At 64.2% G+C, this 18,671-nt stretch carries 19 protein-coding genes; 10 read left to right on the top strand and 9 right to left on the bottom strand.

Going from position 1 to position 18,671, the window contains the following annotated elements:
- Positions 1 to 4: 4 nt before the first annotated feature.
- The 5 genes from pyrC to ANTHELSMS3_RS02430 are packed head-to-tail and all read right to left on the bottom strand — an operon-like array spanning position 5 to position 3,736.
- Complete coding sequence (gene pyrC, locus ANTHELSMS3_RS02450; RefSeq protein ID WP_094033490.1) at positions 5 to 1,306, bottom strand: dihydroorotase; 1,302 nt, start codon at positions 1,304 to 1,306, stop codon at positions 5 to 7.
- Complete coding sequence (locus ANTHELSMS3_RS02445) at positions 1,303 to 1,689, bottom strand: hypothetical protein (protein ID WP_094033489.1); 387 nt, start codon at positions 1,687 to 1,689, stop codon at positions 1,303 to 1,305. The genes pyrC and ANTHELSMS3_RS02445 overlap by 4 nt, the downstream gene beginning before the upstream one ends.
- Positions 1,686 to 2,231 (bottom strand): hypothetical protein, encoded by a 546-nt coding sequence (locus ANTHELSMS3_RS02440; RefSeq protein ID WP_094033488.1) that lies wholly within the window; start codon positions 2,229 to 2,231, stop codon positions 1,686 to 1,688. Before ANTHELSMS3_RS02440 ends, ANTHELSMS3_RS02445 begins: the two co-directional genes overlap by 4 nt.
- 15 nt (positions 2,232 to 2,246) lie before the next feature.
- Positions 2,247 to 2,789: an aspartate carbamoyltransferase catalytic subunit gene (locus ANTHELSMS3_RS02435; RefSeq protein ID WP_094033487.1), complete on the bottom strand. Its 543-nt coding sequence runs from the start codon at positions 2,787 to 2,789 to the stop codon at positions 2,247 to 2,249.
- Positions 2,786 to 3,736, bottom strand: a complete 951-nt coding sequence (locus tag ANTHELSMS3_RS02430) for an aspartate carbamoyltransferase catalytic subunit (RefSeq protein WP_094033486.1) — start codon at positions 3,734 to 3,736, stop codon at positions 2,786 to 2,788. The genes ANTHELSMS3_RS02435 and ANTHELSMS3_RS02430 overlap by 4 nt, the downstream gene beginning before the upstream one ends.
- 167 nt (positions 3,737 to 3,903) lie before the next feature.
- Between ANTHELSMS3_RS02430 and ANTHELSMS3_RS02425 the strand changes: the two genes are divergently transcribed.
- The 5 genes from ANTHELSMS3_RS02425 (at position 3,904) to ANTHELSMS3_RS02405 (ending at position 11,179) form a co-directional block, all read left to right on the top strand.
- Complete coding sequence (locus ANTHELSMS3_RS02425; protein ID WP_094036880.1) at positions 3,904 to 4,686, top strand: uracil-DNA glycosylase; 783 nt, start codon at positions 3,904 to 3,906, stop codon at positions 4,684 to 4,686.
- On the top strand, positions 4,683 to 5,291 hold the full coding sequence (locus ANTHELSMS3_RS02420; protein ID WP_094033485.1) for a LysE family translocator: 609 nt from the start codon (positions 4,683 to 4,685) through the stop codon (positions 5,289 to 5,291). Before ANTHELSMS3_RS02425 ends, ANTHELSMS3_RS02420 begins: the two co-directional genes overlap by 4 nt.
- 88 nt (positions 5,292 to 5,379) lie before the next feature.
- Positions 5,380 to 5,922, top strand: a complete 543-nt coding sequence (moaB, locus tag ANTHELSMS3_RS02415) for a molybdenum cofactor biosynthesis protein B (RefSeq protein WP_094033484.1) — start codon at positions 5,380 to 5,382, stop codon at positions 5,920 to 5,922.
- 82 nt (positions 5,923 to 6,004) lie between these two features.
- The gene (locus tag ANTHELSMS3_RS02410) at positions 6,005 to 7,456 is read left to right on the top strand and encodes an efflux RND transporter periplasmic adaptor subunit (RefSeq protein WP_094033483.1); all 1,452 of its coding nucleotides are present in this window, start codon (positions 6,005 to 6,007) and stop codon (positions 7,454 to 7,456) included.
- A 3-nt stretch (positions 7,457 to 7,459) separates the two neighbouring features.
- Positions 7,460 to 11,179 (top strand): efflux RND transporter permease subunit, encoded by a 3,720-nt coding sequence (locus ANTHELSMS3_RS02405; protein ID WP_094033482.1) that lies wholly within the window; start codon positions 7,460 to 7,462, stop codon positions 11,177 to 11,179.
- Positions 11,180 to 11,293: 114 nt separating this feature from the next.
- On the opposite strand, the gene ANTHELSMS3_RS02400 is transcribed toward ANTHELSMS3_RS02405, so the two are convergent.
- Positions 11,294 to 12,103, bottom strand: a complete 810-nt coding sequence (locus ANTHELSMS3_RS02400; RefSeq protein WP_094033481.1) for a protein-disulfide reductase DsbD domain-containing protein — start codon at positions 12,101 to 12,103, stop codon at positions 11,294 to 11,296.
- Positions 12,104 to 12,244: 141 nt separating this feature from the next.
- Here ANTHELSMS3_RS02400 and ANTHELSMS3_RS02395 point away from each other — a divergent pair, with 141 nt between their 5' ends.
- The gene (locus tag ANTHELSMS3_RS02395; protein WP_094033480.1) at positions 12,245 to 12,826 is read left to right on the top strand and encodes a YqgE/AlgH family protein; all 582 of its coding nucleotides are present in this window, start codon (positions 12,245 to 12,247) and stop codon (positions 12,824 to 12,826) included.
- Positions 12,827 to 12,842: 16 nt separating this feature from the next.
- Here ANTHELSMS3_RS02395 and ANTHELSMS3_RS02390 read toward each other — a convergent pair whose 3' ends face one another.
- Positions 12,843 to 13,784, bottom strand: a complete 942-nt coding sequence (locus ANTHELSMS3_RS02390) for an L-threonylcarbamoyladenylate synthase (RefSeq protein ID WP_094033479.1) — start codon at positions 13,782 to 13,784, stop codon at positions 12,843 to 12,845.
- A 124-nt stretch (positions 13,785 to 13,908) separates the two neighbouring features.
- Here ANTHELSMS3_RS02390 and ANTHELSMS3_RS02385 point away from each other — a divergent pair, with 124 nt between their 5' ends.
- The 4 genes from ANTHELSMS3_RS02385 to ANTHELSMS3_RS02370 all read left to right on the top strand — a co-directional run bounded on the left by ANTHELSMS3_RS02385 (position 13,909) and on the right by ANTHELSMS3_RS02370 (position 17,596).
- Positions 13,909 to 15,609 (top strand): acyl-CoA dehydrogenase, encoded by a 1,701-nt coding sequence (locus tag ANTHELSMS3_RS02385; RefSeq protein WP_094036879.1) that lies wholly within the window; start codon positions 13,909 to 13,911, stop codon positions 15,607 to 15,609.
- Positions 15,609 to 16,649: an MBL fold metallo-hydrolase gene (locus ANTHELSMS3_RS02380; RefSeq protein WP_094033478.1), complete on the top strand. Its 1,041-nt coding sequence runs from the start codon at positions 15,609 to 15,611 to the stop codon at positions 16,647 to 16,649. The genes ANTHELSMS3_RS02385 and ANTHELSMS3_RS02380 overlap by 1 nt, the downstream gene beginning before the upstream one ends.
- Before the next feature lie 158 nt (positions 16,650 to 16,807).
- Positions 16,808 to 16,942, top strand: coding sequence for an aa3-type cytochrome c oxidase subunit IV (locus tag ANTHELSMS3_RS02375; protein ID WP_094033477.1), 135 nt, complete (start codon positions 16,808 to 16,810; stop codon positions 16,940 to 16,942).
- 36 nt (positions 16,943 to 16,978) lie between these two features.
- Positions 16,979 to 17,596: a hypothetical protein gene (locus ANTHELSMS3_RS02370; protein WP_254694826.1), complete on the top strand. Its 618-nt coding sequence runs from the start codon at positions 16,979 to 16,981 to the stop codon at positions 17,594 to 17,596.
- Between the two features lie 25 nt (positions 17,597 to 17,621).
- On the opposite strand, the gene ANTHELSMS3_RS02365 is transcribed toward ANTHELSMS3_RS02370, so the two are convergent.
- Complete coding sequence (locus tag ANTHELSMS3_RS02365; protein ID WP_094033476.1) at positions 17,622 to 17,939, bottom strand: AzlD domain-containing protein; 318 nt, start codon at positions 17,937 to 17,939, stop codon at positions 17,622 to 17,624.
- A complete protein-coding gene (locus tag ANTHELSMS3_RS02360; protein WP_094033475.1) occupies positions 17,936 to 18,661 on the bottom strand; it encodes an AzlC family ABC transporter permease in 726 nt (241 codons plus the stop codon). Before ANTHELSMS3_RS02360 ends, ANTHELSMS3_RS02365 begins: the two co-directional genes overlap by 4 nt.
- Positions 18,662 to 18,671 lie beyond the last annotated feature (10 nt).

Genomic DNA, 18,671 nt, shown 5'->3' with positions numbered 1-18,671 from the left:
CCGCTCATCCCTCGAATACCCGGCGTCCGCCGACCCATGTGCCCAGTACCCGCCCTTGCAGCCGCGCGCCGTCAAACGGTGTGTTCTTGGATTTTGAGCGCAGCTTGAACCGGTCCAGCACAATCGGCTTGTCCGCGTCGAACAGCACCAGATCCGCAGGCGCGCCCTTGGCGATCCGCCCACAGTCCAGACCCAGCCGCCGCGCCGGGTTATACGACAGGGCACGGAACAGTGTGGTCAGGTCCAGCTCACCGCCGTGATACAGCCGCAGCAGCACTGGCAACATGGTTTCCAACCCGACAGCGCCGCTTGCGGCCTCCTCAAATGGCAGGCGCTTGCTCTCTTCGTCCTGCGGCGAGTGATAGCTGCCGATGATGTCAATCAGCCCGCTGCGGACAGCCTCGACAATCGCTTGTCTGTCTTCCTCGGACCGTAGCGGCGGCGTCACCTTGAAGAAGGTGCGATAGTCAGCCACGTCCATTTCGTTCAGCGTCAGGTGATGCATCGAGGTGCCGGCGGTCACGTCAAACCCGTTGGCCTTGGCGCGTTCCAGCGCGGGCAGGGCGCGCGCGGTGGTGATCTTGTCCGCGTGATAGCGCACGCCGGTCATCTCGATCAGGGCAATGTCGCGGTCCAGCCCCATGCGTTCCGCCATCGCGGTCACGGCGGGCAGGCCTCGTAGTGTTGCAAACTTTCCGCTGGTTACGGACGCCCCCTTGGACAGGCCGGGGTCCTGCGGGTGGCCGATGATCAGCGCGCCAAGGCTGCGCGCATAGGTCATGGCGCGGCTAAGAACCTTGGTGTCGGTTACCACATGGGTGCAATCGGTAAAGGCCACCGCCCCCGCATCCATGAGAAAGCCGATCTCTGTCATCTCGCGGCCCTCCCTTCCCTTGGTCAGGGCGGCCATGGGCAAAACATTGACCGGAGCCTCTTCCATTGCGCGGCGGCGGATGAACTCCAGCGACTCCGGCGTGTCGATGCAGGGCAGGGTGTCTGGTCGTGTGACCATGGTGGTCACACCTCCCGCTGCGGCGGCCTGACCGGCGCTGCCATAGCTTTCCTTGTGACGCTCTCCCGGCTCGCCGACCTTGACGCCGATGTCCACGATGCCGGGCGCCAAAAAGGCATTGCCCGCGTCGACGCGATCCGGCGAGATGTTTCGCGCGCGAAACATCTCTTCAATATCAACGTCTTGCGTTAATATTTCGGTAATCTTTCCGGCCTCGATCAGGACTGCGCCGGGTGTGATTGTATCAGCCTCGGGGTCGATCAGGCGGGCGTTGTGGATCAGGGTAACGGTCATTCTTGGCCTCGTAGGCGGGCGGCGTCGATGCGGGCCTTGGTGGCCTGCGGGTCCGCCTGAAACTTGATCAGGTGTTTGTCGCCGCTCCGGGTGATGACCTGAACGGCGGCTCCGATGGTGCGCAGTTTGTCGATGTCCGCCAGCGCCACGCGGCGACCCTGCGGGCCTTCGAGCATATCGTCCGATATCTGCCAGAGATGGCCCATTTCCTCATCCATCAGATACCAGCCGCGCAGGGCGACGGCGGCCAGACCGCCGATGGCCCCGGTCCAGACATGCGGATTGCCCAGCGCCCAGAGGATCGCCATGCCCACGGCCATGGCCAGAGCAGCCATGATCCAATGGGTGCGGACATAGGTTGTCTTGTCAGGCGGAAAGCTCATGCATCGCCCCGCTGAATGTCGCGGAACAGGCTAAAGACCTCACGCGCGTTGGCAATATGCTCAAAGCCGACGCGCACGTTGCGGTAACCGTTCTTGGTCCGCTGCCGTTCGGTGGCAAAGAACACCGACCCAAACGCACCGGTTTCCAGCGTCAGTGGGCTGTCCTTGGAAATCGGATAACTCTTGAGCGTCTTGCCTCGTATCGGCACGTTGGCCGCGATAAAGGCGCGCTGGTCGGTCAGCGTGTACCATGTGTGTCGGCGCAGATAGGGACGCCCCAGCGCGGGCCACAGGACAATAGCCACGCCAACGGCAAAATGCAGCAGGCCGAACATCCAGAATGATCCGCCCGCGCCCCACACGAGTGCCATCCAGACTAGGGCAAAGCCGCCAAAGAACAGCCCGAACGCCATCAACGCATAGTCACCGCCGCGCAGGTGGATGCCACTGTCGGGCCGCCCTTGCCAGCGGATCGTCTCTCCGGGGTCAAGGATACCGACCCAGCCAGACGGCGTCTGTGCGGGTGCGTCGGGCAGGGTCATGTCAGGCCACCCCGCTCATACCAGCGCCAGCCAGAGTACCAGCGCCAGAACCAGCGCGATCGCGGCAAGGATCAGCTTGAGCAGGCCGGAATTGCCGCGTGAGGTGGGGCCGGGTGCGCCGCCCGATCCCTGCCCGCGCGCGGATTTCGATGTGACCTTGGGGCCGCGGGCCGCGGCGCGCGTCTCAGCATAGCTGCGGATCAGTTTGAGCGGCGGGGAAATCGTCAGGGTCTGCGAGGTGGCGTCAAAGGCCTGCGACGGCAGGACAAGGACATGCCCCGTCAAGGCGTCAAGGCGCGCCCGGTCATCGCCCAGCGCGCGGGCCTGCACGTCATAAGCCTCTGCCAGATAGCGCGACAGTGGCATCTCGCCCAGATCGCGGATCGACACAACGTCCACGAAGGCCTCGCGCAGGCGTTTCGCTCCCAACGCGTATTTGAGCGGCCATTCGCCGGTGCCCGCCATCTGGGTGAACCGTTCGACCGCCTCGGGGGGCAGGTCCAGATGCAGGACACGCACCGTGCCGGTGTCCGATCCGTTGATCTCAACCTGAGTCATGCCACGACCTCTGTCGGACGGGCGCGCAGGTTCCGGGCCAACAGATCCATCGCGGCCATGCGCACGGCCACGCCCATTTCGACCTGATCCTGAATGACAGAGCGGTTGATGTCATCCGCCAGCGTGCCGTCGATTTCCACTCCACGATTCATCGGGCCGGGGTGCATGACAATGGCGTCCTCCTTGGCAAAGGACAGCTTGTCGGCGTCCAGCCCGTAGCGGTGATAATACTCACGTTCGGAGGGGATAAAGCCACCGTCCATGCGTTCCTTTTGCAGGCGCAGCATCATCACCACATCCACGTCTTTCAGCCCCTCGCGCATGTCGTCAAACACCTCGACCCCGAAGGCGTCGATGCCCGCAGGCATCAGGGTGGATGGGCCAATCAGACGGATGCGGTTTTCCATCTTATGCAGCAGCAGCAGGTTCGACCGCGCCACGCGGCTGTGCGCGATGTCGCCGCAGATGGCGATCGACAGCCGGTGCAGCCGTCCCTTGGCGCGACGGATGGTCAGCGCGTCCAGCAGCGCCTGTGTGGGATGTTCGTGCCGACCGTCGCCCGCGTTCAGCACCGCGCAGTTCACCTTTTGCGCCAGTAGATCGACTGCTCCGGAATGCGGGTGGCGCACCACCAGCAGGTCGGGGTGCATGGCGTTCAGGGTCATCGCCGTGTCGATCAGCGTTTCGCCCTTTTTGATGGACGACGCTTGCATCGACATATTCATGACGTCCGCGCCCAGCCGCTTGCCCGCCAGTTCAAAACTGGCCTGCGTCCGGGTGGAGTTTTCGAAGAACATGTTGATCTGCGTCAGACCGGCCAGCGCTTTGGCGTGTTTGTCGCGGCGGCGGTTAAAATCGACGTATTGGTCGGACAGATCGAGAATCGTGGTGATCTCATCCGGGCGCAGGGGTTCGATCCCCAACAGGTGACGGTGGTCGAAGCGCATCAGGTCCCCTCGGCGGCGTTTGCCCTTCTTATGTTTGGGGCTCGGTCGGGGCAAGCCTCTGGCGGTGGGTTGCGCGGCGCGGTCGCAAGATGGGTATTTTGACAGAGAAGAAGCGGGGGCGATTTTCTTCCTCTCTGGCGGGCGTTAGGGTGGGTTCCATGGATCAGATGGATCAAATGGACTGGCACGCCGCCAAGGCGCTGCTGGAATGGCAGATGGAAATGGGTGTGGACGCGGCGATTTGCGACGCGCCTGTGGATCGGTTTGCTGCCGAGGCAGAGCTGCGCGCGCAGCATGCGGCGCGGGCGCAATCGTCCGGCGTGGCGCAGGCCGGGCCTGTGCCAAAGGTCGAAGAGGTCGATCCTGTGGCCGAGGCGCAGGCCTTGGCGGCCGGGGCGCAGGATCTGGACGGGTTGCGTGCGGCGCTGGCCGGGTTTGAGCATTGCCAGTTGAAGAAAGGCGCGCGGAATTTGGTGTTTGCCGATGGCGCGCCGGGCGCGCGGGTCATGCTGGTGGGCGAGGCGCCGGGCCGCGACGAGGATTTGCAGGGCAAGCCGTTTGTCGGGCAGGCGGGGCAGTTGCTGGACCGGATGCTGGCAGCGGTGGGCCTGAGCCGGGTCGACTCGGTCTACATCACCAATGTTCTGCCGTGGCGACCGCCGCAGAACCGCGATCCCAAACCGGATGAGATTGCCATGCTGATCCCGTTCCTCCAGCGGCATATCGCTTTGGTCAATCCGGATGTGCTGGTGATCATGGGCAACACTTCGGCGCAGGCCTTGTTGGGGCGGCGCGGCATCACCCGGTTGCGCGGCCAGTGGCAAGAGGCGGCAGGGCGTCCCGCGTTGCCGATGTTGCATCCTGCCTATCTGTTGCGCACGCCGGGGGCCAAACGTGAGGCCTGGGCCGACCTGCTGGCGTTGCAGGCGAAATTGAGGACGTTGACATGATCGTCGATCCCATCCTGTTGCTGGCGTTCATACCTGTCGGTCTGGCGCTGAACGTCACACCCGGCCCGGACATGATGTTTTGTCTGGCGCAAGGGTTGCGGGGGGGCGCGCGTTGTGGCTGGGCCGCCTCTGCCGGTGTTGCGCTGGGCGGCATGGTGCATGTCCTGCTGGCTGGGCTTGGGCTGGGCGCGCTGGTCGCTGCATTGCCGGGAGCCTTTGATGTGATCCGGTGGGGCGGGGCGGCCTATCTGGCATGGATCGCGTGGAAGACGTTGCGAACCCCCATCGCGGGCAGCGACGCCCCCATGATGGTGCCTGCCAAGGCTGCAAAGCAGGGGTTTGTGGTCAACATTACCAATCCCAAGTTCATCCTTTTCGTGCTGGCCTTTGTGCCACAGTTCATTGACCCCACATTGCCGGTCCTGCCGCAGTTTCTGATATACGGGTTGCTCATGTCGACCGGCGGGCTGGTGGTGAACGGGTTGGTCGGGCAATTTGCCGGTCAGATGCGGCGGCATCTGCACGGCGGCACGACGACGGAACGCGCGCTTCGCTATGCCTGTGCCACGCTGTTTGGCGGGCTGGCGGTGCGGCTGGCGATCTGAGCGGCGGTCCGTCCACCTAGGATGGGCTGCTTGACACGGTCGCTGCGCTGCCGAAGGTGCGCAAGGTCCGTAGTTTTGGAGAGATCCTATGCCCCGCATCGACGAATCGAGAGAATTCATTCCAGTTCGTATTGCCGTCCTGACGGTGTCGGACACGCGGGGCCTGTCCGAGGACCGGTCCGGCGACACTTTGGTGCAGCGGTTGACTGAAGCGGGTCATATTCTGGCAGATCGCGCAATCGTGAAGGACGAGCGGAAAGGGATCGCCGACCAGTTGCGCGCCTGGATTGTCAACGATCAAGTGGACGTGGTGATCTCGACCGGCGGCACCGGGTTGACGGGCCGCGACGTGACGGTTGAGGCGCACAGGGATGTCTACGAAAAGGAGATCGATGCCTTTGGCACGGTGTTCACCATGGTTTCCTATCAGAAAATTGGCACATCTGCGGTGCAGAGCCGCGCCACGGGCGGCGTTGCGGGCGGAACCTATCTGTTTGCCTTGCCCGGCTCGACCGGGGCCTGCAAGGATGCTTGGGATGAAATTTTGCGCTGGCAACTGGACTATCGCCACCTGCCTTGTAACTTTGTCGAGATTTTTCCCAGACTCGACGAACATCAGCGACGGAAGTGATCGCCACTTGCGTATAATCCGATAGGGTTGGAAAGACCCCCTGTGCCGCTATTTTCGCGGTGTGGTCCGCGGAGTTGTAAAAATGCGTTTTCTGCGAAAGAGCCTGACCGGGCTGTTCTTGTTGTCGATAACCCTGGGTCTGCTGGCTTTTGCCGGGATCATGGTGCGTGACGCCGTCGTGGCTCAGATGGCCAGAGAGGCCGTCGTCCCGCAGGCGCGCGAACGCGTATTCTCCGTCAATGTTGTGTCCATGCGGCTGGAAACGGCGGTGCCGGTCCTGACATCTTTCGGTGAGGTGCAAAGCCGCCGAACGCTTGAAATTCGGGCCGCGGCGGCCGGGACAGTGGTGGAACTGGACCCCGCCTTTGTCGAGGGGGGGCAGGTGACAGCGGGGCAGGTGTTGGCGCGGATCGACCCTGCCAATGCACAGTCTGAGCTGGATCGCGCCGAAAGCGATTTGCTGGATGCCCGGGCCGAGGTCCGCGAGGCCGAGCGCGCGCTGATCATCGCGCGCGACGAACTGGTCGCGGCAGAGGATCAAGTGGTGCTGCGTGAGACCGCGCTGCGACGTCAGCGCGACTTGCTGGAACGTAATGTCGGTACGGCAGCGGCGGTGGAATCGGCAGAACTGTCGCTGTCCAGCGAACGGCAGTCGGTGCTGACCCGGCGGCAGGCAGTGGCCACCGCAGAGGCGCGCATTGATCAGGCCGCAACACGGCTGCGCCGGGGCGAGATCGCCCGTGACGAGGCAGAGCGCCGGCTGAACGACACAGAGATCCGCGGCGAGTTTGCCGGAACCTTGTCGAATGTGACGGTGGTCGCCGGGCGGCTGGTGTCAACGAATGAGCAATTGGCGCAACTGGTCGACCCGCAGGCACTGGAGGTCGCGTTCCGCGTCTCGACCCAGCAATACGCGCGTCTTCTGGACGAAGCGGGCCGCTTGCGCGGCGCGCCGGTGACGGTGACGCTGGATTTCTTTGGCACCAACATTTCGGCGCAGGGCGTGATTTCCCGCGAAGGTGCCGCCGTGGGTGAGGGCCAGACCGGCCGCCAGTTGTTTGCCACACTAGAGGCCCCGCGCGGTTTCAAGCCGGGTGATTTTGTGGCCGTGAGCATCAAGGAGGCGCCATTGGACGATGTCGCGCGCCTGCCTGCTACGGCGGTCAATGCCGCCCAAGAAGTGTTGGCTGTGGGCGACGACGACAGGCTGGAAACAGTGCAGGTCCAGGTGTTGCGGCGGCAGGGCGATGACGTGCTGGTCCGCGGGCGCGGCATCGCGGGCCGTGAGGTTGTGGCCCAACGCACGCCGCTGCTGGGTGCTGGCATCAAGGTCAAACCGCTACGACAGAACGCGGTGCCCGAGGTGCCGGACATGGTCGAGCTGACGGACGAACGGCGCGCCAAACTGGTCGCCTTTATCGAGGAAAACACCCGGATGCCGGAGGCGGCCAAGACCCGCCTGCTGGCGCAGTTGTCGCAGAAACAGGTGCCGGCGGAAATGGTCGAGCGCCTTGAATCCCGTATGGGGGGCTAAGGTATGGCGCGCGCACTTCCCACTGCTGCAGGAGGCCTGTTCGGCTACTTCGTTCGACATCCCACGGTTGCCAACCTTCTGCTGGTCATGATGCTGGCCGCCGGGGCTTTTGCCGTTCCCAACATGCGGGCGCAGTTCTTTCCCGATGTGATCATTGAGGAGATCGACGTCACTGTAACTTGGGACGGGGCCGGGGCAGAGGATGTGGATGCCGCCATTGTGCAGGTCCTGGAACCGACGTTGCTGTCGGTGGACGGGGTGATTGCCTCGACCGCGCTGTCACGCGAAGGCCGCGCCTCGATCGAGCTGGAATTTGAACCGGGTTGGGACATTGCCCGGGCCGCCGATGACGTCCAACAGGCGGTGGACGCAATCAACACGTTGCCAGAGGACGCCGACGATCCCAACGTGCGCCGGGGCGGCTGGCGCGACCGGGTGACGGATCTGGTGATCACCGGGCCAGTCGGTGTCGACCAGCTGGCGCGCTTTGCCGATGAGTTGATCGTGCGCTTGTTCGCCGAGGGTGTGACCCAGACCACGATTCGCGGTCTTGCCGCGCCGCAGACGGTGATTGAGGTGCCGGTTCAGAACCTGATCGCCCATGACATCACCATGAGCGAGATTTCCGACGCCATCGCCGCCGAGGTGCAGGCCGATCCGGCGGGCGACGTCGCAGGTGCGGGCGCGCGCGTGCGCACCGGGATCGAAAAACGCTCTGCCGATGCCATTGCGGCGATTGTACTGCGGTCCAACCCCGGCGGCACCAACCTGACCGTCGGCGACGTGGCCCTTATCCGGGTCGAAGGGATCGACCGTCAGCGCAGTTATTTCGTAGGTGAGAACCCGGCCATTTCGATCCGGGTCGACCGCTCTGCCGGGGGGGATGCCATCGGCATTCAGGCCACCGTTGAAAAGGTGGCCGCCGAATTGACCGCCGCGCTGCCCGAAGGTGTCAAGATCGACCTGATCCGCACCCGGTCAGAGGCGATCACCGGCCGTCTGAATATCCTGATCGACAACGCGGTGACCGGTTTGGCGCTGGTTGTGGCGCTGCTGTTCCTGTTTCTCAACACCCGCACGGCGTTCTGGGTGGCGGCGGGTATCCCCACCGCGCTGCTGTCGGCCATTGCACTGATGTATGTGGCCGGGCTGACGATCAACATGATCTCTCTTTTTGCGTTGATCATCACGCTGGGCATCGTGGTGGATGACGCCATTGTTGTGGGTGAACACGCCGACCACCTGTCACGCCACGGCAACAGCCCGTTTGAGGCGGCAGAGGGCGCGGCCCAACGCATGGCTCTGCCGGTGTTTTCGGCGACTATCACCACGGTCATTGCCTTCTTTGGCTTGACGGCCATCAGCGGGCGGTTTGGCGATTTGATCTCTGATATACCGTTTACGGTGATTGTGGTGCTGATCGCCTCGCTGGTCGAATGCTTCCTGATCCTGCCCAACCACATGGCCCACGCGCTGAAATCGCGTCCCCAAACGGGGACAAAGCTGTGGCGCGCCGGACTGGGCGTGCTGGGCGTGACGCTGGTCTGTGTGCTGGCGGTGGCGCTATTGGTGTTGGCGGCACTGGCGCTGCCCGGCGTGTTGGTGGCGCTTTGGAGCATGTTTGCCGACGCGCCAAAGGCGCTGATCGGGCTGAGCCAAAGCGCGATAGACCTGCGCGCAGCCCTTTGGGCCGATCTGCCGCTGGTCCTTGGTGGGCTTGCCGTGCTGTTCGTAACCGTCATCGCGGTCCGGTTGGCGCTGATGCCGACGGCAGCGCGCGCGGCCGCGCTGCGCACCCTTTCGGACAACGGCATCGACATGGCCTCGACCCTTGTCAATCGCGGCTTTCGCTGGGTGCGAGAGACGCTGTTCCGCCCCTTTATGCGCGGCGTGATTGCAGCGCGCTACGCGGTCTTTGCGCTGCTGACACTGGCGCTGGCGACGCAGATCACCGCCTTTGTCAACGGCGACGTTACATGGCGCTTTTTCAACTCGCCAGAGCAGGGGTCCGTCACCGGCAACTTTGCCATGTCCCCCACCGCCACGCGGGCGGATACGCTGGAACAGATGCGACTGTTCCAAGAAGCGACAGAGGAACTGGGCCGCGAGTATGAGGAACGCTATGGCACCAACCCGCTGGATTATGTGCTGGCCGAAATTGGCGGTAACTCGGGGCGGTCGCTGCCGGGGGCCGATACCAAGGACCCGGATCAACTGGGCGCAATTTCCATCGAACTGATCGACGCCGACCTGCGGCCTTATTCGTCGTTTGCCTTTGTGGGAGAGCTGCAGGACCGCGTGACCCGTCACCCGCTGGCCGAAACCATCTCTTTCCGGGGCTGGCGTGGCGGGCCGGGCGGCGATTCGCTGGACGTGCAATTCTACGGTGCCGGGTCAGAGACGCTGAAGGCCGCCGCCGAGGATCTCAAAGAGGCCGTCCTGCGCTTTCCCGAGGTCACGGCGGTTGAGGACAACCTGTCCTATGACAAGGATGAGCTGATCCTTGAACTGACACCGCAGGGGCTTGTGCTGGGCTTTGACATCGACGGGCTGGGGCGCACGCTGCGCAACCGTCTTGGCGGGATCGAGGCCGCGACCTATCCCGATGGGCCGCGCTCTGCCGAGATCCGCGTCGAACTGCCAGAGGACGAACTGACCGCCGATTTCATGGAGCGGATGCAGTTGCGCACCGCCGCCGGGGCCTATGTGCCGCTGGCAGATATCGTCCGCGTCGATCGCCGGACCGGGTTTTCGACCGTGCGGCGCGAAAACGGGCTGCGGTTGGTGTCCGTCACCGGGGATATTTCCGAGGACGATGCCGCCCGCGCCGAGGCGGTGGTCAAGGCGTTGCAAGAGGAAATCCTGCCGGAGATCGCTGCAAATCGGCAGGTGGAATACCGTCTTGCCGGGTTGGCCGAACAGGAAAACGAGTTTCTGACCGATGCCCGCAACGGCCTGATCATGGTGCTGCTGGGGATCTACCTTGTGCTGGCTTGGGTCTTTGCCAGCTGGACGCGGCCCTTTGTGGTCATGGCGATTGTGCCCTTTGGCCTTGTCGGGACCATCTATGGCCACGCGATCTGGGACATCCCGATGAGCATGTTCACCGTGGTCGGCCTGCTGGGAATGACCGGCATTATCATCAACGATTCGATCGTGCTGGTGACGCAGATCGACGAATACGCCAAGGAACGGGGGCTGATCCCCTCGATTATCGACGGCGCGGCGGATCGTTTGCGGGCGGTGTTCCTGACAACGGCGACGACGGTGCTGGGCCTTGCGCCGCTGCTGTACGAATCCTCGTCACAGGCGCAGTTCCTGAAACCGACGGTGATCACGCTGGTCTACGGGTTGGGGTTTGGCGTGGTGCTGGTGCTGATGATCGTGCCTGCGCTGGTGGCGATCCAGCATGACATCGGACGGCAAGTGGCGGCGCTGAAGCGCGGGATGCAGTTCCGGGATGCGGCGGTGCGCGGGGTGCTGATGGTCGGGGCAGTGCTGATGCTGGTCTGGCTGGCCGCGACGCTGGGCTATACCGCGTGGACCGGCGCTGTGTTGCCCGCGCTGGCAGCTTGGATGCCGCAGGGTGTGTCCCCGACGGTGGCGGCGCTGGGCCTGTTCCTGATGGGCGCGGTGGCGGTGCCACTGGCGCTGTACCTGATCAGCGGTCTGGGTGTTGTCGCCCGCCGTCTGATGGGCCGATCCGAAGGGAGGGTGGGCTAAACGGCCCGCCGACGCATTGGCAATTGGCAAAGGCCCCGGATCAGGTCCGGGGCGGGCACTGCGCCCGCAAGCGGCAGATCTGCCGGTTTGACCGTTGGGTCAGCCTGTTTGGGGTCAGCCAGCGCAACCGCGAATATCGACGGGCATCCTGCCACCCAGAACGGTGATCCGCAGGCCAGAGCGGTCCAGCGCAAAGGCCCCGCCTGACATATGCGTGACGCGCGTTTCAGCGATCAGTTGTCCGCCTTGCCATCCGGTCTCCGGGTCGGCGATCCACAGGTTGGGATCAGCGGCCTCGATCACGGTTTCCTCACGCCCGGTGCCAGGCGGCATGTCGATAGCGACGCGCAGGCCCATACCGTCGGCGCGCGGCGTGATCCGGCACGCCACATGCGTGACCCCTGCATCGCTGGCGCCAAAGGGCACGTCGGCCATGGCAGCGGCAATGGCCGGGTCGGGTTTGGTCTGTCCGGCGGACAGCTCCGCCGAAACGCGGATACGGTGCGGCAGGCAGACGTCCTTGCAGATGCCGATGTCGATGACCCCACCCAGCCGCGCATCGCGTCCGGGGGTCTTCACCCGTATCTTCAAAGGCAGGATCACGCTGTCCTTGTAGCCGACCGACCGCATCCCCGACTGCCAGAACACCACTGGCGCGGGCCAGTAGACGCCGATGGCGGCCATGTTCTGCGCTCCGCCCCAGTCGAACTGCGGCGGGATGCCGGCATCGCCGGGTGAGCGCCAATAGGTCTTCCATCCCGGAGCCAGCTTGAGGTGCAGCGCGGCCATATGGTCGCCGTTGGGCAACCGCCAGCCGGGCAAAATCTGCGCCTCGACCACGTCGTCATAGGACTGCGCAGCGGCCAGTGTGGCGGCAAGGGCGGGCATCAAGGCCAGCAGGATCGTCAGGGCAATACGTTTCATGACCTAAGCATGTGCCGGGTTTGCGCTGAAAAGAAAAGTCACGTTCAAGCGAACACAGCGTGGGGCTGACGCAGATGTGACGCACTTGTCAGTCCCGGCGCGCATCGTCATGCTACCCCTGTTCGCAAGAAGGGGAGGCCCATGGCCGTCGCACAGGCAACCGAATCCACCAACCTGACCGGGCATCTGCTGATTGCCATGCCGGGCATGGGGGATCCGCGGTTCGAACACAGCGTTGTGTTCATCTGCGACCACTCGGACGAAGGCGCGATGGGGCTGATCGTCAACAAGGCCAGCAAGGACGTCGATATGCCGACGCTGCTGGCGCAACTTGACATCGAATCGGCCCATGATCTGTCGCATCGCACGGTGCATTTCGGCGGCCCGGTCGAGATGGGGCGCGGATTTGTCCTGCACACCCCGGACTATCAGTCGATCGTGACCACGCTGGAGGTGCGCGATGACATCCACATGACCGCGACGCTGGACATCCTTGAGGATCTTGCCAAGGGCGATGGCCCCGGCAAGTGGATGATGATGCTGGGCTATGCGGGCTGGGCGGCGGGGCAGCTGGAAAGCGAGATTGCCCAAAACGGCTGGCTGGTCTGTGACGCCAGCCCCGCGTTGATCTTTGACCACCGGGATGCGGAAAAATGGGAGGCGGCGCTGGCCACTCTGGGCGTCGCGGCATTGGCGTTGAGTTCTGAGGGCGGTCGGGCCTGATACCCGGATACGGGTCTTAACGTTCAGCGGCCGCGCGGCTGAGCCGGTCGTTGATCGCAACGCCCAGCCCTAGATGCGGGATGGGCGAAATGGCGATGACCGGCGCGCCTGTCGCATCCAGCCGGTGCAGAAACTCGAACAGATTGGCGGCAGCCTCTGTCAAATCCTCGGCGGGCGACAGGTTCAGGTCGCAATCGACCGCGCCGAAGCCCAGCCGCGCCTCTCCCGGTTCGAATTCGACCGCATTCAGCCGGACACCGGCCCTTGGTGCATAGTGTGATCGGGTCTGGCCGGGCGCGTTGATCCCGTCGGTTTCGCGCCGCAGCGCGATACGCGTGTTTAATGCATCGCACAGCGCCTCTGCGGTGACCCCGCCGGGGCGCAACAGTGTGGGCGGGGTGCCGGTCAGGCCAAGGATCGTGGATTCTAGGCCCACCGCGCAGGGGCCTCCATCGACCACCGCCTCTATCCGGTCGCCCAGATCGGCCATCACATGGGCCGCGCGGGTTGGGCTGATCTGGCCCGAACGGTTGGCAGAGGGGGCTGCCACTGGACCGCCAAAGATGCGCAGCAGGTGTTGCGCCACCGGCGCGGCTGGCATCCGTACCGCCAGACTGTCCAGCCCCGCCGTCACCAGCCGCGAGATGCCCGCCTCTGGGCGCAGCGGCAGGACCAGCGTCAGCGGGCCGGGCCAAAAGGCATCGGCCAGCGACTGCGCGGCCTCTGACCAATGCACCAGCGCCTTGACCTGATCGAGTTCCGCGCAATGTACGATCAAGGGGTTGAATTCAGGCCGGCCTTTGGCGGCAAAGATGCGTGCTACGGCGCGGTCTTGCCGGGCATCGGCGCCCAGTCCGTACACCGTCTCTGTGGGGAAGGCGACAAGCCCGCCGTCGGTCAACAGACCGGCGGCGTGGGTCAGATCCTGCGTGCTGGCGCTCAGGCGAAGGGCGGGCATCGCGGCGGTCCTCTCGTGACGCGGCGTTCTGGTTGCGGCGGGGGCGGGGGCGTCTACCCTCTGCCACATGGCTGCGGGCGTGCTACAAGAGCCACGCCAGCTTGCCAAGACAGAGGAGACCCCCATGCCCTATCGTGCGCCAATCGATGCCTATATGCGGCTTTTGCGTGACGTTGTCGGTTACGACCGTGTCGCTGGGACAGAGCGTTTTTCCGAGGCGACACCGGACATGGTCGCCGCCATTTTGGGTGAGGCTGGCAAACTGTGCGAAGAGGTGCTGGCCCCCTTGCAGCGATCCGGCGACCTTGACCCGGCGCGGCTGGAAAACGGCGTTGTGCGCACCTCCAAGGGGTTTGCCGAAGGATACAAGGCGATGGCCGAGGGTGGCTGGATCGCCACATCTGCGCCAGAGGAATTTGGCGGCATGGGTCTGCCGCTGACGGTGACGACCTGCGTCAACGACATGGTCGGTGCGGCCTGCCTGTCGTTGCAGTTGAACCCGCTGATGACCCAGGGTCAGATCGACGCGCTGGAACATCACGCCAGTGACGACTTGCGCAACCTCTATCTGCCCAAGCTGATCTCTGGCGAATGGGCCGGCACCATGAACCTGACCGAACCGCAGGCCGGGTCCGACGTGGGGGCGCTGTCGTCCAAGGCGGTGCCAAATGGCGATGGCACCTACGCGATCACCGGGCAAAAGATCTATATCTCATGGGGCGATAACGACTTTACCGAAAACGTCTGCCATCTGGTGCTGGCGCGCTTGCCGGACGGTGTGCCGGGCACCAAGGGCATCAGCCTGTTCCTTGTGCCGAAACTGATCCCGGACGAAAACGGGAAGCCCGGCGTGGCCAATGACCTGCATGTGGTCAGTCTGGAACACAAGATGGGCCTGCACGGATCTCCGACCTGCGTGATGCAGTATGACGGTGCCAAGGGCTGGCTGGTGGGCGAACCTCACGACGGCATGCGCGCCATGTTCACCATGATGAACAACGCCCGCCTTGGCGTGGGCGTTCAGGGCGTCAGCGTGGCTGAAGGCGCGTTGCAACACGCGCTGGCCTATGCGCAAGAGCGCAAGCAGGGCCGCACCCCCGACGGCACCATCATCGGCCACGCAGATGTGCGCCGGATGCTGGCCACCATGCGGGCGGAAACCTTTGCCGCCCGCGCCATTGCCTTGTCATTGGCGGTGGCCATCGACACCGGCAATGCGACCGGCGATGCGGAATGGAAAGCGCGCGCCGCGCTGCTGACCCCCATCACCAAGGCGTTTGGCACAGAGACGGGAATCAAGGTCGCCGACATGGGCATTCAGGTCCACGGCGGTATGGGCTTTATCGAGGAAACCGGCGCGGCGCAGTACCTGCGCGATGTCCGGGTAACGGCGATCTACGAGGGCACCAACGGCATTCAGGCGATGGACCTTGTCGGGCGCAAGATGATGGATGGCGGTGAGGCCGCCTTTGCCCTGCTGGACGAAATCGAGGCCGGGGCAGAGGCGGCGCGCGCCAACCTTCCGGATCTGGCCGAACCGGTCTGGCAAGCGGCCGAATCGCTGCGCGAGACGACAGAGGCGTTGCTGGCGCGTGAGATGCCCGACCGTTTCGGCGGCGCGTTGCCCTATCTGCGCGGCTTTGCCCGCGTGCTGGGCGGACATTTCCACCTGCGCGCCGCGATGGCAGCCCCGGACAGCGCCGATGCGCGGCTGGCGGCCTTCTACATCCTGCGGATGTTGCCGGAACATGCCGGGCTATTGGCAGAGGCGCGCTCTGAGGTTAGTGCATTGGCCAATCTCAGCACCGAGGATCTGGTGGCGTGATGGACGGCGCAGCACAGACAATTCGCTATCCGTGGGACACCCCGCCCGAACCGGGACAGGCCCTTGAACTGGCCGAGGGCGTGTTGTGGATGCGCCTGCCGCTGCCGATGAAGCTGGACCATGTGAACGTCTACGCGCTGGACGATGGCGACGGCTGGACCATTGTTGATACTGGATTTGCCTCTGACACATCGCGGGGCATCTGGGGCGATTTGATGGCCGGGCCGCTGGGCGGCAAGCCGGTGCGCCGGGTCATTGTCACCCATCACCATCCCGATCACATCGGGCTGGCGGGCTGGTTTCAAACCGTGCATGGCGCAGAACTGGTGACAACGCGCACGGCATGGCTGTTTGCGCGGATGTTGCAACTGGACGCACAGGACCGCCCCACGCCGGAAACGCTGGACTATTGGCGCGGTGCGGGGATGGACCCGGACATTCTGGCCGAACGCATGGCCGAACGCCCCTTCAACTTTGCCGATTGCGTGGCGCCGATGCCGCTGGGGTTCACCCGGATCAAACAGGGCGACACGCTGCGCGTTGGGGGCCGGACATGGGACGTGCACATCGGCAACGGCCACGCGCCCGAACATGCAACCCTATGGTCGCGCGACGATGATCTGGTGTTGGCGGGCGATCAGATCCTGCCCTCGATCAGTTCCAACCTTGGTGTCTACGCGACAGAGCCAGAGGCAGACCCGGTGGCAGGCTGGCTAGAAAGCTGTGAGCGGTTGGGTGCGCTGGCACGCCCCGGACATCTGGTCATGGGCGGGCACAAGCTGCCCTTTACCGGGCTGACCCCGCGCATGGCGCAATTGATTGAGAATCACCATGGCGCGCTGAACCGGCTGCACACACATCTGGCCACGCCCCAAACAGCGGGGGACTGTTTTCCGCCGCTGTTCAAACGCCGCATCGGTGGTGGCGAATACGGTCTGGCCCTGGTCGAGTCGATGGCCCACTGCTTGCACCTGTGGCACGCGGGCCGCGCCACGCGTAGCCGTCGAGACGATGGGGCTTGGCTGTTTCAGGCGATCTGACACGGCGCGCTGCGATGCGGATGCGCATTCTTTGGGCGGGTGGGGTCACACCCGTTCAGGCCGCGACATCCTTGCCTCCCCCCGGTGCGTGACAGCCGCGTCGAATTGCGCTAACCCGTTGCGGAACGCAAACATAGAACAGGCCGCAGGAACACATCATGGCTGAGCACAAGCACGGTAGCATGGACATCGAAACGCAGGAAAAGACATTTGAGGGCTTCATCAATTTCACGATCCGTTCTGTGATCGTGATTCTGGTCCTCGTGATTTTCATGGCGATCTTCAACTCCTGATCTCACGAAACGCCCGAACGGGTGGGATGGTATGACATGATGAACAGACGTACGGCGATGATGGCGCTGGGGGCAACGGCTGTTGTCGCCGGGTGCGGCAATGCCTCGGGGCGCAATTCCACTCCGGAAGAAGCGGCGCGCGCCGCCTATCGCCATCCGGGTCCGCCTGAGATCGTGTTGTACACGATGATCAACAACCGCACCGGATCTGGTGCGCATTCCGCCATGCTGATCAATGCACCGTCGCAGCGGGTGATCTTTGATCCCGCCGGCACGGCGCGGTTTACCGGCGTCCCGGAAATCGGCGACGTCCTGTACGGCATCACACCGCAGGCGCGCCGCTTTTTCGAAAGCGCGCATGCCCGGTCGACTTACCGGATGCGTATCCTTAGCCGTCCTGTGGACGGCGCGGTGGCCGAACGCGCGCTTCAGATCGCCGAAAGCAAGGGGCCGGTTGGTCCGGCGCTGTGTTCCAACGCGGTCTCCGACATCATCGGCAAGCTGCCGGGGTTTGAATCGGTGCGCGGCATCTGGCTGCCGAACAAGCTGGCGGATAGGTTCGCGCGCTTGCCCGGCGTCACCGAAAGCGAGCTGCGTGAGGACGACAGCGACGACAAGCGGGCGGCCATCGCCGCGCTTGAAGCCCAGCAATAGCGTCAGCAGCAGAGCTGATCTGATTTCAGAATGATAGCCAGGCGCCCGCGATCATCACCGCGGCGCCTGCGCCGACGGCACCGTACAGGCTTTTCCAGACATATCCCACGACCAGCGCCGCTGCCGCCGCCGTCAGGCGCAGTGGGTCTATCTGCCCTCCCGTTGCGCTTGGCCAGACCACCAGCGGCGCGACCAGCGCGGGCATGACCGCGACGGCGGTATAGCGCAGGTGCCGTAACAGCCAGTCCGGCATGGCGCGGTCGCCCACCAGCCCCAGAAACAGGAACCGCAGCGCGAAAGAGCCCAACCCCATCCCGATGATGACAATCCACAGGTCACTCATGCGCCCGGCCTCCGGTCTGCTTGCATCCCGGCGCGGCGTTCGACCTCGGCCCCGGTCATCATACCCGCCAGCGCGCCGACGATCAGCCCCAGATTGTAGGGCAAAAAGGCAAACAGCAGTGCCGTCACAGCGGCCACCACCGCCGCCGCCCGATGCGCCCCGGTGCGCAGGGCCGGGGCAAACAGCGCGATAAAGGCAATGGGCAGCACAAAATCCAGCCCCATCTCCGACGGCACGGATTCGCCCACCCAGGCCCCGAACAGCGTGAACAGATACCAAGGCGGGCAGATCGGCGAGACCACCCCCATGAAAAAGGCGAACTTCTGCCCCACTGTCTGGTTGGGCCGCTGTTCAAAGTCGATCACAGAGGCGGCATAGGTCTGATCGACAAGGAAATAGGCCACGATCCCGCGTTTCCACAGCGGCAGCGGACCCAGATGCGGTGTGATCGAGGCGGAATACATCGCCATCCGCAGGTTGACCGCCAGCGCCGAAATCAGCACCACCACCGTCGGCGCGTTTTCTGACATCAGCTGCACAGCGGTGAACTGCGCCGCGCCCGCAATCACCACAATCGAAAACATCAGCGTCTCGAACAGGTTCAGCCCGGCCTCGGTGGCGATCACGCCGAACAGCATGGCGAACGGCCCGACGACAAACAGGAAAGGCAGCCCATTCCGCACGCCCCGCCAATAGCTTGACATCACTTGCTGACCGTCCATGACTACACCC

The organism is Antarctobacter heliothermus (genome assembly GCF_002237555.1).
Taxonomy (GTDB): domain Bacteria; phylum Pseudomonadota; class Alphaproteobacteria; order Rhodobacterales; family Rhodobacteraceae; genus Antarctobacter; species Antarctobacter heliothermus_B.
This window is presented reverse-complemented; position numbering and strand designations above follow the sequence as displayed.